Annotated in this window: 16 protein-coding genes; 9 read left to right on the plus strand and 7 right to left on the minus strand. The window is 46.4% G+C overall.

Going from position 1 to position 14,784, the window contains the following annotated elements; genetic code table 11:
• Nucleotides 1–112: 112 nt before the first annotated feature.
• Nucleotides 113–631, minus strand: a complete 519-nt coding sequence (locus KGF65_RS08905; RefSeq protein WP_003639146.1) for a YslB family protein — start codon at nt 629–631, stop codon at nt 113–115.
• 198 nt (nt 632–829) lie between these two features.
• On the opposite strand from KGF65_RS08905, the gene racE reads away from it, so the two are divergent.
• From racE to KGF65_RS08935, 6 genes are all read left to right on the plus strand, one after another.
• Nucleotides 830–1,651: a glutamate racemase gene (gene racE, locus KGF65_RS08910; RefSeq protein ID WP_216748353.1), complete on the plus strand. Its 822-nt coding sequence runs from the start codon at nt 830–832 to the stop codon at nt 1,649–1,651.
• The gene (locus KGF65_RS08915) at nt 1,644–2,252 is read left to right on the plus strand and encodes an XTP/dITP diphosphatase (RefSeq protein WP_088771065.1); all 609 of its coding nucleotides are present in this window, start codon (nt 1,644–1,646) and stop codon (nt 2,250–2,252) included. The genes racE and KGF65_RS08915 overlap by 8 nt, the downstream gene beginning before the upstream one ends.
• Nucleotides 2,249–2,767, plus strand: a complete 519-nt coding sequence (locus KGF65_RS08920) for a metallophosphoesterase (protein ID WP_216748352.1) — start codon at nt 2,249–2,251, stop codon at nt 2,765–2,767. Before KGF65_RS08915 ends, KGF65_RS08920 begins: the two co-directional genes overlap by 4 nt.
• An 88-nt stretch (nt 2,768–2,855) precedes the next feature.
• On the plus strand, nt 2,856–3,347 hold the full coding sequence (cbpB, locus tag KGF65_RS08925) for a cyclic-di-AMP-binding protein CbpB (RefSeq protein ID WP_050339332.1): 492 nt from the start codon (nt 2,856–2,858) through the stop codon (nt 3,345–3,347).
• 18 nt (nt 3,348–3,365) lie between these two features.
• Nucleotides 3,366–4,076 (plus strand): 2,3,4,5-tetrahydropyridine-2,6-dicarboxylate N-acetyltransferase, encoded by a 711-nt coding sequence (gene dapD / locus KGF65_RS08930; RefSeq protein ID WP_050339331.1) that lies wholly within the window; start codon nt 3,366–3,368, stop codon nt 4,074–4,076.
• 17 nt (nt 4,077–4,093) lie between these two features.
• Nucleotides 4,094–5,248, plus strand: coding sequence for an N-acetyldiaminopimelate deacetylase (locus tag KGF65_RS08935; RefSeq protein WP_088771067.1), 1,155 nt, complete (start codon nt 4,094–4,096; stop codon nt 5,246–5,248).
• A 1,139-nt stretch (nt 5,249–6,387) separates the two neighbouring features.
• Here KGF65_RS08935 and KGF65_RS08940 read toward each other — a convergent pair.
• Entirely contained in the window at nt 6,388–7,281 is an 894-nt protein-coding gene (locus tag KGF65_RS08940) for a mechanosensitive ion channel family protein (RefSeq protein ID WP_050339329.1), read from the minus strand.
• Between the two features lie 189 nt (nt 7,282–7,470).
• Here KGF65_RS08940 and KGF65_RS08945 point away from each other — a divergent pair, with 189 nt between their 5' ends.
• The 3 genes from KGF65_RS08945 (at nt 7,471) to KGF65_RS08955 (ending at nt 8,973) form a co-directional block, all read left to right on the plus strand.
• Complete coding sequence (locus KGF65_RS08945) at nt 7,471–7,887, plus strand: DUF948 domain-containing protein (RefSeq protein WP_003639138.1); 417 nt, start codon at nt 7,471–7,473, stop codon at nt 7,885–7,887.
• Between the two features lie 2 nt (nt 7,888–7,889).
• Complete coding sequence (locus KGF65_RS08950) at nt 7,890–8,441, plus strand: YtxH domain-containing protein (protein ID WP_050339328.1); 552 nt, start codon at nt 7,890–7,892, stop codon at nt 8,439–8,441.
• 70 nt (nt 8,442–8,511) lie between these two features.
• Nucleotides 8,512–8,973, plus strand: a complete 462-nt coding sequence (locus KGF65_RS08955) for a MerR family transcriptional regulator (protein ID WP_216748351.1) — start codon at nt 8,512–8,514, stop codon at nt 8,971–8,973.
• A gap of 241 nt (nt 8,974–9,214) precedes the next feature.
• Here KGF65_RS08955 and lrgB read toward each other — a convergent pair whose 3' ends face one another.
• From lrgB to KGF65_RS08980, 5 genes are all read right to left on the minus strand, one after another.
• Nucleotides 9,215–9,940 carry an antiholin-like protein LrgB gene (gene lrgB / locus KGF65_RS08960; RefSeq protein ID WP_216748350.1) on the minus strand — a complete coding sequence of 242 codons (726 nt, stop codon included), beginning with the start codon at nt 9,938–9,940 and terminating at the stop codon, nt 9,215–9,217.
• Nucleotide 9,941: 1 nt separating this feature from the next.
• Complete coding sequence (locus KGF65_RS08965) at nt 9,942–10,415, minus strand: CidA/LrgA family protein (protein ID WP_216748349.1); 474 nt, start codon at nt 10,413–10,415, stop codon at nt 9,942–9,944.
• Between the two features lie 130 nt (nt 10,416–10,545).
• On the minus strand, nt 10,546–11,265 hold the full coding sequence (locus tag KGF65_RS08970; protein WP_105919772.1) for a LytTR family DNA-binding domain-containing protein: 720 nt from the start codon (nt 11,263–11,265) through the stop codon (nt 10,546–10,548).
• Between the two features lie 197 nt (nt 11,266–11,462).
• On the minus strand, nt 11,463–13,199 hold the full coding sequence (locus tag KGF65_RS08975; protein ID WP_101873251.1) for a sensor histidine kinase: 1,737 nt from the start codon (nt 13,197–13,199) through the stop codon (nt 11,463–11,465).
• A gap of 272 nt (nt 13,200–13,471) precedes the next feature.
• Nucleotides 13,472–14,581 (minus strand): Xaa-Pro peptidase family protein, encoded by a 1,110-nt coding sequence (locus KGF65_RS08980; protein ID WP_105923984.1) that lies wholly within the window; start codon nt 14,579–14,581, stop codon nt 13,472–13,474.
• Between the last annotated feature and the right edge of the window lie 203 nt (nt 14,582–14,784).

Here is a 14,784-nt window from a genome sequence, read left to right on the forward strand (position 1 = left end):
CTTTATTGGTTAAAAACAACGACCGGTTCAGGAATGATGATCATTCTTGAGCTGGTCGTTGTTTTGTTATGCAGAGCCGCTTGACACCAAAAAAACGGTCAAAATGACCGTTTTATTGTGCTTCTTCAGTTTCGTCATCTTGCTCAACTTGTGGGCGGACGATTTCGATTGGGGTGGCCGGATCATGATTAATAATTGGTTGATTGTGGTCAATCGTCACTGAAATGCGCAGCCGCATGCGATTTTGAAAAGTGATTTTAGCTTCACTGACACAATTAGTGTGAAGCGCCGACTGTTCGGCTAGAAAGCCCGTTTCGAGCATGAAATCCGGTGACTTGATGGCGGCGCTACGCCGTGCAACTGGTTCACCAGTCAATTCGTAAGTAATGAGCTCATCGCTAGTATCCATTACAATGAGGTGGCCCCAGCCAGCTTGTTCAAAAAACATCACGAGATCATCATCACTAGCGACAGGAAATTGGCGCGCCAAGTCCTTACCAGCCCAGTAAAGAATGCCACTACTGTCATCACCCAATAATTTTGGTATTAAGGCATCTCGCAACAATTCTACGCTGAGAATAGAAGCTTTGATCGAGTTGCCCGCAAATTGAGAATAAAAGTCGTTCGTCATGATAATTCCTTTCCATGCAAAAATCGTGGTATCTGAGCCACTGTATAATCAATATTATACCTTGTTTTTAATGATGTGGCGGATTTTTTAAATTTAACCAAGGAAACTTTACAATTTCGTCGCAATTAGTCTGGCTTGAAATCAATTTCAAAAAAGACCATAATAAAGTTTCAGAATTCATTGAACGGAGATTTTAAAATGGCAAATGAACATGCAATTGGATTCATGGACTCAGGGGTCGGCGGACTGACCGTTGTCAAGCAAGCGTTGAAGCAGCTGCCCCGTGAAACAGTTTATTTTATTGGCGATCAGGCGCGTTTGCCATATGGGCCACGACCTACCGAACAGGTGCGGGACTTTTCATGGCAAATGGCGGATTTCTTGATGGCTAAGCAAATTAAAATGCTGGTCATTGCTTGTAATACGGCGACTGCTGCGGCTCTACCAGATTTACGCGCAAAGCTACCGATTCCGGTGATTGGCGTGATTGCACCGGGGTCGCGGGCCGCATTGAAAGCCTCACACACGAATCGCATCGGGGTCATTGCGACCGAGGGGACGATTCGTAGCGATGCCTATCGCCAAGCGATTTTGAAGAAAGATCCGACTGCGACCGTTTTTCCAGAGGCCTGCCCCAAGTTTGTCCCATTAGTTGAATCGAACGAATATCATTCAACTGTTGCCAAACGCGTTGTTGCGGAATCATTGCAGCAAATGCAGAAGCAACAAGTTGATACGCTGGTAATGGGCTGTACTCATTATCCGTTGTTACGGCCATTGATTCAAAACGTGATGGGGCCGGGTGTCACCTTGATTGATTCTGGTGCTGAGACGATCGATGATGTTTCAGCGGTCCTCGATTACTTAGATATCGCAAATGATGCTGCCACCAAACAGTATCCTGATGAATACTACACGACTGGTGCGGCGGAGCAGTTTGAAGCTATCGCACGGGACTGGCTGGAGCAGCCTGATTTTCACGCACAACATGTTGATTTAGGGAGTGAAACAAATGACTAAACCACAGACATTGATTATTGCAACGAATAATCCGAACAAAGCGCGAGAATTTAGCGCAATGTTTGCCACTTATGACATCCAGATCAAGACGCTGGCAGACTTTTCTGATATTCCGGAGATTAAGGAAAATGGTATTACGTTTGAAGAAAATGCCACTAAGAAGGCGACGGTCGTGGTTGAAGCGACCGGTTTACCCGCAATCGCGGATGATTCTGGCTTGATGGTCGACGCCTTGCACGGTGATCCGGGGGTCTTTTCAGCACGTTATGCTGGTGATCACGATGATGCCGCCAATAATGCCAAATTATTAGCAAATCTCGGTGGTGTTCCAGAAGACAAGCGGACGGCGACGTTCCATACGACGTTAGTTGCACTCAAGCCGAGTGGGTCCAAACTCGTTGTTAACGGCGAACTAGCGGGTCGGATTCTCATTGCGCCGCGTGGTGATAATGGGTTTGGTTACGATCCGTTATTTTGGTCAACCCAGTTTCAAAAATCGCTGGCAGAACTGACGCCGGCACAAAAAAATCAGATTAGTCATCGGGGTGCGGCGTTACGTCAACTCATGACGAAATTCGACGAATGGTGGTCAAAAGCATGAAATGTTTAGTTGTAAGTGATAGTCACGGTGACCGCGACATTGTCGTTCGATTACTAGAAACTTATCGTGATCAAGTGGATGCAATTTTTCATTGTGGTGATTCCGAGCTATCAGATGATGATCCGTTATTGAAAGACATGTACATCGTCCAGGGCAATATGGATTTTGACACGCACATGCCAATTGAAGTGCAAACTACGGTTGACGACGTGACAGTCTATATGACCCATGGACACGTGTTTGGCGTGAACATGGGGTTGGATCACCTGTTAGCTAATGCCACGGCAGCCCATGCACGCTTGGCATTCTTTGGTCATACCCATCAATTAGGTGTTGAGTGTCGTGAAGGGGTGCTCGTTTTGAATCCGGGTAGTATCACTTTTCCACGCGGGGAGTTTGCACGTATCGGTGGGACCTACGCCATTGTTACCACCAGTTCGACTGCGATTGATGTCCAATACTACAATCGGCGCATGCAAGCTGTGCCGGAACTAAAATTCCATTTTGAAAATTAAATTGTGGTAAAAAATGCATTTAGTGACTTAACTGAGCCTGTTTCCGGTTACAATAGAGACATGAAAGCTTAGTCAAGGGGGCGCTTGTATGTTAATTCAACCAGTTGCGGACTTATTGTCGCGCAATGCCGACCACTATTTGATTCCGGCCGACATGGTGGCAAATGTCCAAACTGATAATAATTTGTATCACGCATTTTTGGTGTTGACCAAGATCAAGTATTCCAAAATTCCGGTCCTCGACCACAGTGGTCATTTTGAGGGACTGGTCTCATTACCATTGATTACTGAACAGATGCTCGGATTTGATCAATTAAATACCGAGGTCCTATTGCAACAGCGAGTGCAAGATGTGATGGAAACACAAGTCAAGACGGTGCACGATGTTGACGACGTGGAAGCCACCTTGCATCTGATGATCGATAATCCGTTTGTCCCAGTCGTTGATGACGATAATCTGTTCGAGGGAATCGTCACTCGGCGCGAATTCATGAAGAGTTTTAATTTTCTGACCCATGAAATTGGCAAACAATATGATATGATTGAGAAGGATTTTTCCACCAGCGAAAAAGCTAAATAAATTTATGGAGGGTCTCCGATGGCAAAATTAGATGCACAATCAATTATTAACTACATTGGCAGTGCGAAGAAAAAAACACCCGTTAAAGTATACGTGAAGGGTGCTTTGGACCAATTAAACGTTCCAGCAACGATCAAAACTTTCTTCAGCGGCAACGCTGGGGTCTTATTTGGTGATTGGGCGGATGTTGAACCGTTCTTAAAGGCTAACGCTGCAAATATCGAAGATTATGAATTAGAAAACAATGCGCGCAACTCTGCCGTTCCAATGGCGGACTTGAAGCAATATAACGCACGAATCGAACCTGGTGCTGTTATTCGGGATCAAGTTTTGATTGGCGACAATGCCGTCATCATGATGGGTGCGGTCATTAACATTGGTGCCGAAATCGGTGAAGGCTCCATGATCGACATGGGTGCGATCTTAGGTGGTCGTGCAATCGTTGGTAAAAATTGTCACATTGGTGCCGGCACTGTGTTAGCCGGCGTGGTTGAACCACCTTCGGCAAAACCAGTTCAAATCGATGACGATGTCTTGATTGGTGCGAATGCGGCTGTCCTTGAAGGTGTGCACGTTGGTAAGGGAGCCGTTGTGGCTGCCGGTGCCGTCGTCATCGAAGACGTTGCGCCAAACACCGTTGTTGGTGGGGTGCCTGCTCGTAAATTGAAAGACATTGACGACAAGACTAAGAGCAAGACAGAATTGATGGCTGAATTACGGAATCTTTAGTGTGAGGGGGATAAACCATGGTCTTACGGGAAACCGATTTAATTCCAATTTATCAACACTTACATCAAATTCCGGAAATCGGCTTACAGGAACACGAAACACAGGCATACTTGCTATCAATCATTGCCAAGATGCCTCAAGACTGGTTGACGGTCAAAACGATTCCAACGCTTGATACCGCGATTCTAGTCAAAGTTAGTGGTCAGCGGCACGATTATCGCATCGGTTACCGGACGGATATTGACGCTTTGCCAGTTACTGAGAACACTGGCCTGCCGTTTGCATCGACTCATCCGGGTGTGATGCATGCTTGTGGCCATGATATTCATATGTCGGTGGCGCTAGGCATTTTGAGTTACTTTGCCGAAAATCGTCCTGAAACGGACATGATTTTTATGTTCCAACCGGCAGAAGAAAACGCCTCGGGTGGGCAACGGCTGTATGAAAGTGGCGCTCTTGATGGTGATTGGATGCCAGATGAAATCTTTGCCTTCCATGACAATCCCAATCTACCAACCGGTGCGATTGGGTGCCGGATGGGAACGTTGTTTGCCGGCACTTGCGAGATTCATGCGCATCTTAGCGGTAAGAGTGGTCATGCGGCTTACCCACACCAAGCGAACGATATGGTCGTGGCTGGTGCAGCCCTCGTGTCACAATTACAGACGATCGTTGCCCGCAACGTTGATCCAATTCAAAGCGGCGTCGTGACGTTAGGTCACTTCTCCGCCGGGACGATTGGTAATGTAATTGCCGGTGAAGCACAAATTGATGGGACGATTCGGGCCCTGACGCAAGAGATGAATTTGCATATTCAACGGCGGGTACGAACGATTGCTGAAGGCGTGGCGCTGGCTTACGACTGTAACATCGATTTGAAGCTCAATCAGGGTGGCTATTATCCGGTTGAGAATAACGATGCCATCACGTCTGACTTCATTCAGTACATGCAGGATGATGCCGACGTGAACTTTATTGAGACGGCACCGGCCATGACGGGTGAAGATTTTGGTTATCTGATTCATCAGATTCCGGGCACCATGTTCTGGCTAGGTGTGGACAGTCCATACTCCTTGCATTCGGAAAATATGGTCCCGCATACTGCGGCCATTATGAGTGGCGTCAATGCGATGACTGGTTATTTGACCCATCGAAACGCATTACGAAAATAAGGACGACTGTATTGATATAAATATCCCGCCATGATTGATTGATGAAAGTCTGCATCAATCAGTTATGGCGGGATATTTTGGCTTCCGCAATGTGTTAGTTATTCTTCAGCATTAAAGATGATTAAATCATGCCAATTTATAAGTTCAAAAGCGGCCAGCTGAGACCCGCTGGAAACAAAGCGAGTTGGTGTAAACCGGCTATTATGTCGACGTCCTACGCCGGCTTCCAGGCATTCTGTGCAATGGCCGGAACGTGGTGGACACAGATTTAAGCCAACAACGCACGTCTTAAATACTGGTCTTTCACTAACCAAGCCAAAAACGCTTGCTAAGTGAAATTTCACCACTGGGCCTTGCCCCGAATACCTTCCAGCCGGGATGGTATTCGAAAGGCAGACATGTGCGGACCTAGCTTTTTGTGGAATTAATCGTTGATTCCTTGGTACACGGGAATTTTGATAGTCAACTGTCGGACTAGTTTCTAAAAACCACTAAATTTTTCGACCCATGTTTCAAGGTCTCAGAAAAGTAACTTTACTCAACTTGTCAGAATCTTCACTGATCGTTTGAGATAGCAAAATTTTGAATTCTAAGCAAGGATAATTTTATTGACTAAATTCAGTACTAGTTGCCATTGAAATTAGTCAATAAAATTCGGTAATCTTCTCAGTGCTAAAATACCATAAGCATCATCAAGATAGATTTTAAGTTTGCTCGAAGGACCTGTCTTCTAACGTTCAGTGGTCAGTTGTACCGAGATAGGTGGCTGTTCATCCGCCATTCGAGCGGCTTCCCGACTGGAGGGGCCGGCTGACAATGCTCAGTAGCCAAATTATTCTTAGCTGGAAGTGGGTTGCTTCCGGCTTAGAATAAGACTCGTATTTGAAATTGCGCAGTGACTTTCTGCGTGAGTTCAAATCGACGTCGGCTTACGTTCCAGCAATTGTCAGCCGGCCCCGGAAGTCGGACTAAGACGATCACCGGCAGACGAACAGTAAGCCTAACAATTGGCATGATTTAATCATGATCAATGCCAAATTAACTTTCGCAATGCGGTTAGACGTGAATCAAAATAAAAATTCGACTCGTGATGGTTAAGAATAAGAACCAGCGCGAGTCGAATTTTGGGATTAAATGAGTTATTTATGGGTTGGTGCAATGTTCAATCGTGGTGAAGGGAGTTGAATCCCAGCTGCCCGGGCAGCGTCCAGATAGGCGGACAAGAAGTCACGTTGAATGGCAAATTGCATCCCATTTTTCACGTAGAACTGGACGCGGAAGACCAACGTCCCGTCAGTTTGGGTGGTAACACCTTGAATATCGGGTTCCCCAATGATGTCTGGGTACTTCGGTACTAGTTCCGTATTCGTATCGCGAACGACCTGTGTCAGCTCTTGAACGGGTGTCGTGGTCAGAATATACAGGTCGATCAGAACCCGCATGTCATTGCGAGATTGGTTACTGATAATCAAAATTTTGCGGTTGGGAATGAAGTTCAACGTGCCATCTGGACTAGTAACTTGTGTAGTGCGCAAGCCAATCGCAGAGACGGTGCCCTCGATCGTTTCAATTTTGACATAGTCACCGACGTCAATTTGGTCTTCTAATAAAATAAAGAAACCGGTGACGATATCACTGACAAAGCCTTGGGCCCCTAAGCCAAGTGCGACACTGAAAATTCCGGCACTGGCGATCAATGTGCCAACGGGAACGCCCAGTACGGACAGTACGGCATAAATCCCAAAGAACATGATGACGTAGTGGTAAATATTCAGCGATAACGTGTAAATGGTCGAAATCCGGTTGTTGGCTGTGTCGCTCGTATTGGCATTGGTCATGAATAAGTGATGAATCAGGCGTTTTCCTAGCCGATCAATGACCCAAAATAGTAAAATAAATAAAATGATTTCGAGTATTTTACCACCAATATTAATAATAATTTGTTGCCAGTCAATTTTCTTAGCAAGCTTCATCCAGACGGAGACTTGTTTGGTTGGGTTCTCCACGGCTGCTAAGTTAATTGCATTAAACATATCTTCACCCTCGTTAATTGTTGTCTGTTCACTAGTTTATCAGATTTGACTTGGTCAACCAAGTGATTATCGTTCCAGCGTGATTAAATGGCCGATAGACTCGGTTGTAAGCAGGTTTTTAATTGCGGTATACTTAAGACAATGCTATGCTAGTTCTAATATAGTGGCTGTTGAAGGAGGAATTTTAGGATGATTACACACATTGCGGGCATCATTGCCGCCATTGCATTCTTATTACTAGTTTGCTTTATCGGGATTTTCTTAATGCGGATTACCAAAACGATGGGGGAAGTTAATCGCAGTTTGAGCAACATTACTGATGATGTTGACGCCTTGTCGCATGAAACTGAAAAAATCATGGCAAATGCCAATGAATTATTGAAGGATGTCAATGGTAAGGTTGCAACGATCGACCCCGCGTTCCAAGCAATGGGTGACTTGGGACAAAGTGTTTCAGATTTAAATGCAGCAACGCGTGAATTAACGGCTAAAGTCGGCAAATCCAACGAAAAACGCAGCAAGTTTTCAAGTGCTAGCAAGGTTGGTAAGGCCGCATTTGATGTTTATCGTAACCGGCGTTCAAAAAATAATAGTGAGGAGTCTTAATTATGTCGAAAAAAGGATTCTTATTAGGTCTTATCGTAGGTGGCGCGGCCTTGGCCACTGCTGTTAAACGTTTAGATGACGACAAAAAGGCTGAATTAAAAGCCAAAGCACAACAAGGAATTGCAGATTTTAAAGACCGTGCCATTGACTATGCGTTCTATGCCAATGATGCGGCCGAAGATTTCAAAGCCGAAGCCGGTCAACAGTTTGAAGATGCTAAGCAAAAGGTCGCTGATTTTGCGGACCAATACCAAGCCGCTAAGCAAGAAACTGGTGCGACTTACGGCTCAAGCCTCGACCAAGCGACAGATAGTTTGCGTTCCGAACTAGCCAAGGTCGAAGATGACGACCCCGACGAACAGGACATCGTTATTGATGGTGGGGCAGCTTATCAAGATGCCAGTCAATCATCGTCAGCTTCTGATGAAACGTCGGAAGCAACAAGTGAAGCGGATTCGGCTGCGACCGATGCGTCAACTGACGAACAATCAGCAGCGCCAACTTCAGCTGAAGAAGCACAGCCAACTGATGAGAAGCCATCATCAGAAAAATAAAGCGTTAGGTCATTAATTGGGACACGGAGCGGTTGCTCGGTGTCCCATCTGTTTTGAGGAGGGAATCAAGTTGCATTCAATAGGCGCAGTTGCAAAAAAGACTGGAATTTCAAGTTATACCCTACGCTATTATGACAAGGCAGGGTTAACGCCGTTTGTTAAACGTGATAAGCAGGGACGGCGGGTTTTTAACGACGCCGACTTAGATTCATTAGCCCTCATTCGCTGCTTAAAACAAACTGGGATGCCGTTGGAAGATATTCGGCAATTTATCAGCTGGTGTGCGGCCGGCGACGAAACCATCGACCAACGACTGGCCATGTTTGAGGAACAGCGTGAAGCCGTTGAGGCCCAGATTCACCAATCTTTATTGAATCTCCAAAAGGTCAACCATAAGATCGATGTTTATCGGCGCGCGAGTCAAGCCGGCAGTGAAGCAGCCGTGGACTGCGATGTCCTACCACTTAAGCAGACCGGTGAATTACTGCACGAGGTTGCAGATTATGAAGCATCGCATCCACTGCCAGAATAACGTCAGGTGGGCGTGGTTTAAAAGATGGGACTGATAAGTTCGTACGCACTGTGATCATGCTTAGGTTGGACCGAGGCTGATTCACGCGCCAGTTCTTAAGCGCTAAAGTAGCCAGCTTGGGCCACTGAAAAAAGCAAGTTAACGTGCACAATCTGTGATTTTAGGACATATCAAAGGCGCCACTAAGCAATGTTCGCTTAGTGGCGCCTTTTCAGTTTGATAAGGTGATATGAGGGAAACATTAGAACAGGATTCGACTGAAGATTGGGACGATCAGGTCAATGACGATACCGATAATCACAACGGCAATCGCGGCCATTGAGCCTTGAACCGAACCTAGTTTCAGCGCGTAAGCCGAACCAATCGTGTGGCCTGAAGTACCCAATCCAAGCCCGACACCGATTGGATTACGATTGAGCCGGAACGTTTTGACCAACCAGTCACCAAGTGCATAGATGATAACGGCGTTTAGAATACAAGCCATGGCGGTCACAGCGCTGTTGCCACCAATTGAGGTTGCAATCGGTAAGGCAATCGCGGTCGTTGCGGCTTGCGGTAACATTGATTTAGTCGCCACTTCGCTGAGGCCCATTAATTTTGAGATGCCAACGATGGCGACTAGTGAAATATTAGCACCGATAACTAGCGAGGCCAGAATGTCTAACCAATATTTTTTGATAATATCATTACGCTTATAGAGTGGGATTGCGAATGCGATCGTCGCCGGACTTAAGAACCAGAAGATCAGGTCGCCGCCTGGCTTATAGGCGGTTGTGTAAAGTTTAGCGGTGCTGGTGCCTAAGACTGTTGCGAGTAGTACTAAGATGGCGATTCCCAGAACCATCGCGACAAATAGCGGTTGAAAAATGAACAGACCGTGACTTTTCTTGAATAACCATTGCCCAATCAGGTAAACCCCAATGGACAAGACGATGCCGAAAAAGGGGGTCGTAATGAGTGTCGACATATTAATCACGCTCCTTATCTTCTGGGGACACGGCCCGGGTCAGATTGGTTGCTGAGCTGGTCGGCCGACTGAAGCCTGTTTTGAGTAATTGGTGCACCCAAATCAATCCCTTGGTAGTATAGGTCGTCACAACCAGCAAAATAATCGTGGCACAAATGATGACAATTGCCAGTTGAAGGCCTTGTTGCTGCATGATTTTCAAGTTAGCAGCTAGTGAAATGCCGGAAGGGACAAACAGAAAGCCGATAATGCTAATCAGGAAGCTGCCAACCGAGTCGACCCATTCGAGTTTAACGATGTGTAATGTTAGCGCTAAATATAATAAGATGAGGCCAATCACTGGTGCGGGAACTGGAAAATTAGCTGGGAAGAGTCCCGAGAGGCCATTCGCAATAAATAGGACTGCCGTATAGATTCCGATTTGAACGAGAAATGGTGCTGAGGCTGTTTTAGGTGTTGGGTTGGGGTTCGACATGACAATCATCCTTCTTTCCTTGTTTTTCGAGATTATCATAACGAAAAAAAGCGCGTTTAAGCGCTTTTTTAGCCGAATAACAAAATATTGGCCGTAAACTGCCCTAATTGACTGCCGAATGGTTTACCAACTACATGCGGAGTTTCTCTCTGAGAGGCTTGATGAATGAGCGACCAACCGGGAGTTTTTGCCCATCACTCATGGTTAATTGATAAGTATGGTTAAACCAAGGCTGAATTTCGTGTATGTCAGCAACGTTGACTAAAACACTGCGATGGACCTGAATAAATTGTTCAGGATTCAAACGTGCTTTTAGCCAGTTGAGTGTTTCACGGGTCATGAGCTGGTCGTCGTGGGTCGTAATCGTGAGTTCGCCATTATTAATTACCGCATAACGGATATCAGTCATTTGAATAACCCGAGTCTTTTCATCCTGCGTAATCGTAATCACCGTTGCGGTCGGCGTGGTGGTTGACGGTTCAACCGGCGTCTTCAGGAGTGAGTTGGCTTTCTCGACCGCTTGATCGACGCGTGCCTGTTCGAATGGCTTCAAAACGTAGTCGATGGCGTCAATATTAAACGCATCGACGGCATAACTGTCATAAGCTGTGGCAAAAATGACCAGGGGTGGGTTCGCCAGTTGATCGAGATCTTTGGCCAACGTGAAGCCATTCTCATCGTTGAGGTCGATATCTAAGAAGAGTAGGTCGATCTTTTTGCTAATAAGTAGCTGAAGGCCTTCAGCGATGCTGGCTGCTTGAAATACAGCCTCAACTTGCGGATTTTGTTTGAGTAAGTACTCGAGTTCTTGCCGTGCGAGTGGCTCGTCATCCAGAACTAAAATATTCATTGAAATTCACCTCGTGTGAGTGTTACTTGGTTGTGATTGAGCAACCGATTTGCAAGGAACAGGCCAGAAACGAGTGGTCAGCGTTCCAATTTTGCGTTTAGATTAACCGAAAATAGTTCTGTTTCCGATCAACTGTCGGCGTGGGTGATACGAGAACTATTTTGGACTATCGCAGATTGATGGGCGGCCATCGCCAGCTATTTCGTGTGATTGGCTGAGCGCCTTGGAATCGCCATTTTAATCGTGGTTCCGGCTGTCGTACTCTGAATCTGTAGTTGACTTGCCGGACCGTATAAGCCAATTAGGCGTTGATTGAGATTAAAGAGTGCGGTCCCAGTTCCTGATTTAGAATCGATTGCGACCTCACCCAACTGGGGAAGTAGTGCTGGTGCGATTCCGTTGCCATTATCGCTGACCTCCAGCAGGACGGTGTCGGCCGATTGTTGAACGCTAATATTAATCTGATTATTTGACGAACGACCAGTAAAGGCGTGTTTGACCGCGTTTTCTACTAAGACTTGCAGGCAGAAGGGTGGAACCTTGATCTGAGCATCTGGCGCAATATCGTAAGTGACGCGATACTTATCGGGAAAGCGGGTCTGCTCAAGGGCAATGTACGAGTTGACATGCTCACACTCTTGCTGCAGTGGGATTTCAGTCTCACGAACACCTTGTAATGTCGACCGAAAAAACGTGCTTAGTTGCAGTAATGCGGTGCGGGCCTGTTCCACGTTCGTTCGCATCAGCGCACTGATGGTATTAATGGCATTGAAGAAGAAGTGCGGGTTGATTTGTGCTTGTAAGGCTTTGATCTTGGCATCACTCGCTAGTTTGGATTGTTCTTCAGCAATTCCCAAGGCCAATTGACTTGAAAAAATCGAGGCCAGTCCCAGTGCTAAGTTTTCTTCAACTGGTGTGAGCCGTTCAGCTTCAACGAAATACATCTTGAGTGCACCAATCGTTCGGTCATTGACCTTGAGTGGTAGCACGATTGCTGACTCGAGTGGACAGTTGGCGTTGGGACAACCAATTTCGGCTTTGTGATAAGCAAAACGAGCGGTGCCACTGGTGATAACGTGCTTGGAGAGGTCAGTCATCACCGTTTGGTTGGGGAGATGGTGGTCCTGACCAGCGCCAACGTGTGCGAGTACATTGACCCGGTCGGTAATTCCGACTGCATCAAAATTCGTATACTGCTTGATGATCTGGCAGACCTTAGCAGCGGACTGAACGTTGAGTCCTTGGCGAAAGTAGGGCAGGGTCTTGTCCGTCAGATTGAGGACATCATGCGTCTGCACGGCTTTCAGTTGTTGTTCATTGGTAATATAGGCGTTAATGATCGAGACGAACACGAAGGCGCCGATACTATTGAGCCCCATCATTGGAATGAAAATGAGCTTTAATAACGCCAAACCGCTGAAAATGCCAATAAAAATCATTTGAATCCCTTCGGAGCAGATGCCAAGCAGTGCGGTAATCCAAGGACCGGCATAGGTGTCGTTGCGCTTGAAGTATCGTCCCGCGACGCCTGAAAAGAGGCCAACCAGCATTGAACTGGGAATGTAGAAGAAGTCAGAGAGACTGCCTTGAATGACCCGGTGCAGGCCACCTAAAAAGCCGACCGCGGTTCCAACAAAGGGTCCGCCGATAATTCCGGCAACCGTAATCGTCAGGGTGCGCGTATTCGCGATGGAATCGGACTGGGGCAACGTGGTCAAAAAAGTGCTTTGAATCAGCGCGCTGTCATGCGTGATTTCAACACCGGTCAAGTTGGAGATGACCGTGAAAATGGCGAAAATGATGATTAGTGCGAATTTGGCCTGCCACGTATTTTGGTTAATCAGGCGACGGAAAAAACGCACGTTCACGAGAATAAAAGCTAGGGCAAGAATAATCCCGAGTCGCTGTAAAAGTAAGATGAATAGGGTAAACAAGCGGGCAAACCTCCTTGAAGATGGTCTTAGCGCTGCTAATCAGGTGAGCGCGCTAGTAGACTTATTCTATGACAAGCAACCACGATTAGTAAAGCGGTCACTTGCGTTAATCGAATGATTTTAAGTTGGCGAGGAAGATTGGGGGAGAACCGTCAAGTCCTGTTTTTTTAGATTGCTGGCGATTCCTTGTACTGGGACAAAAAAATCCGCCCCATCCTGATAAGCACGATGGGGCGGATTATTCATTTAATCGAGAATACGAGCCGTTTAGACTAGAGATCCAAAACTTTCATTTCTTTTGGTGTGTGCGTGAATGGCTTGAAGCCTTCCTTTGTCACCACACCACAGTCTTCAATCCGGACACCAGCCACGCCTGGAATGTAAATCCCAGGTTCAACTGAGAAGCACATTCCTTCAACTAAAGGCATGTGGTTTCCAGCCATGATGGACGGAAATTCGTGGTCGGTTTGACCGATTCCGTGGCCGAGGCGGTGAATGAAGTATTCGCCATAGCCAGCTTTAGTGATGATGTCGCGTGCAATCTTATCGACGTCTTCAGCGGCCATACCTGGTTTGATGGCTGCTTGGGCGGTCAAGTTAGCTTCCAGACAAACATCGAAGATTTCTTTTTGCTTGTCGGTTGGCTGACCATAGGCAATCGTCCGTGACGCGTCTGATGCGTAGCCTTCATACATCACACCGAGGTCGAACAAGACCAGTTCGTTAGGTTTAACCTGAGTTTCGTTGGTTGCACCATGTGGATTAGCAGCGTGTTCACCAGCTTGGACCAAAGTATCAAAACTCATTTCCATGATGCCTTTTTTCATCAAGGCGTATTGGAGTTCAGCGGCAATTTGTTGCTCAGTCCGACCAGCTTTGACAGCGGCAAATCCTTGTTCGAAAGCAAAGTCAGCCCATTTACCGGCAATGTTCAACTTTTCGAGTTCATCCGCCGTTTTGACGAGCCGCAGTTGTTGGATATATGGTGATAAATCCTTGTCGAAGTGGGCAGCTGGGAATTGCGCCTTGAGGGCATTAAACCGGTCAAGCGTCAAGTTGCCCGCTTCAAGTGCCCACGACTTAGGATCAGTGAGCTGTTCTTGGATATGCGTTGCAATCAAAGCATATGGATCTTCGTGATCCAAGTAACCGAAGACCTTGTATGGCCAGCCCATTTCCTTGATGGCTTCAACTTCCAGCGCAGGGGCGAAGAGGAACGGTTCAGCATCTGCGAACACGAACAATCCCAGTGTCCGTTCGTAGGGATTGCTTTCAAACCCAGTCAAATATGAAATGGTGTGGAAATTACTAATGTAGGTCACGTCAACGTGGTTATCTTGCGTCCACTGACGGACTTGTTGCAGTTTCGTATAATCTGCCAATTCAAAACACTCCTTTAGATATGATAATACTAGTATAGCGCTCTTGATGATAAAAAGCTGAGAATCGTTAGTGAAAAATAACAATCTCCGTGTGGTAAATCTTGCATTTTGAAAACAGATAGGGTATTATTTTCATGAAAGCGATTTCAATAGCATTCTTAAGTTGCATTGAGACCGTAATTTTGCTATATTGGTTGATGTTG

It is taken from the genome of Lactiplantibacillus sp. 30.2.29, from assembly GCF_018991255.1.
Taxonomy (GTDB): Bacteria; Bacillota; Bacilli; order Lactobacillales; family Lactobacillaceae; genus Lactiplantibacillus; species Lactiplantibacillus pentosus.

What these genes read in the sequence shown, in the direction of transcription:
- KGF65_RS08905 (WP_003639146.1), bottom strand. Translation starts at nt 631, where the DNA reads ATGACGAACGACTTTTATTCTCAATTTGCGGGCAACTCGATCAAAGCT.
- racE (WP_216748353.1), top strand. Translation starts at nt 830, where the DNA reads ATGGCAAATGAACATGCAATTGGATTCATGGACTCAGGGGTCGGCGGA.
- KGF65_RS08915 (WP_088771065.1), top strand. Translation starts at nt 1,644, where the DNA reads ATGACTAAACCACAGACATTGATTATTGCAACGAATAATCCGAACAAA.
- KGF65_RS08920 (WP_216748352.1), top strand. Translation starts at nt 2,249, where the DNA reads ATGAAATGTTTAGTTGTAAGTGATAGTCACGGTGACCGCGACATTGTC.
- cbpB (WP_050339332.1), top strand. Translation starts at nt 2,856, where the DNA reads ATGTTAATTCAACCAGTTGCGGACTTATTGTCGCGCAATGCCGACCAC.
- dapD (WP_050339331.1), top strand. Translation starts at nt 3,366, where the DNA reads ATGGCAAAATTAGATGCACAATCAATTATTAACTACATTGGCAGTGCG.
- KGF65_RS08935 (WP_088771067.1), top strand. Translation starts at nt 4,094, where the DNA reads ATGGTCTTACGGGAAACCGATTTAATTCCAATTTATCAACACTTACAT.
- KGF65_RS08940 (WP_050339329.1), bottom strand. Translation starts at nt 7,281, where the DNA reads ATGTTTAATGCAATTAACTTAGCAGCCGTGGAGAACCCAACCAAACAA.
- KGF65_RS08945 (WP_003639138.1), top strand. Translation starts at nt 7,471, where the DNA reads ATGATTACACACATTGCGGGCATCATTGCCGCCATTGCATTCTTATTA.
- KGF65_RS08950 (WP_050339328.1), top strand. Translation starts at nt 7,890, where the DNA reads ATGTCGAAAAAAGGATTCTTATTAGGTCTTATCGTAGGTGGCGCGGCC.
- lrgB (WP_216748350.1), bottom strand. Translation starts at nt 9,940, where the DNA reads ATGTCGACACTCATTACGACCCCCTTTTTCGGCATCGTCTTGTCCATT.
- KGF65_RS08965 (WP_216748349.1), bottom strand. Translation starts at nt 10,415, where the DNA reads ATGTCGAACCCCAACCCAACACCTAAAACAGCCTCAGCACCATTTCTC.
- KGF65_RS08970 (WP_105919772.1), bottom strand. Translation starts at nt 11,265, where the DNA reads ATGAATATTTTAGTTCTGGATGACGAGCCACTCGCACGGCAAGAACTC.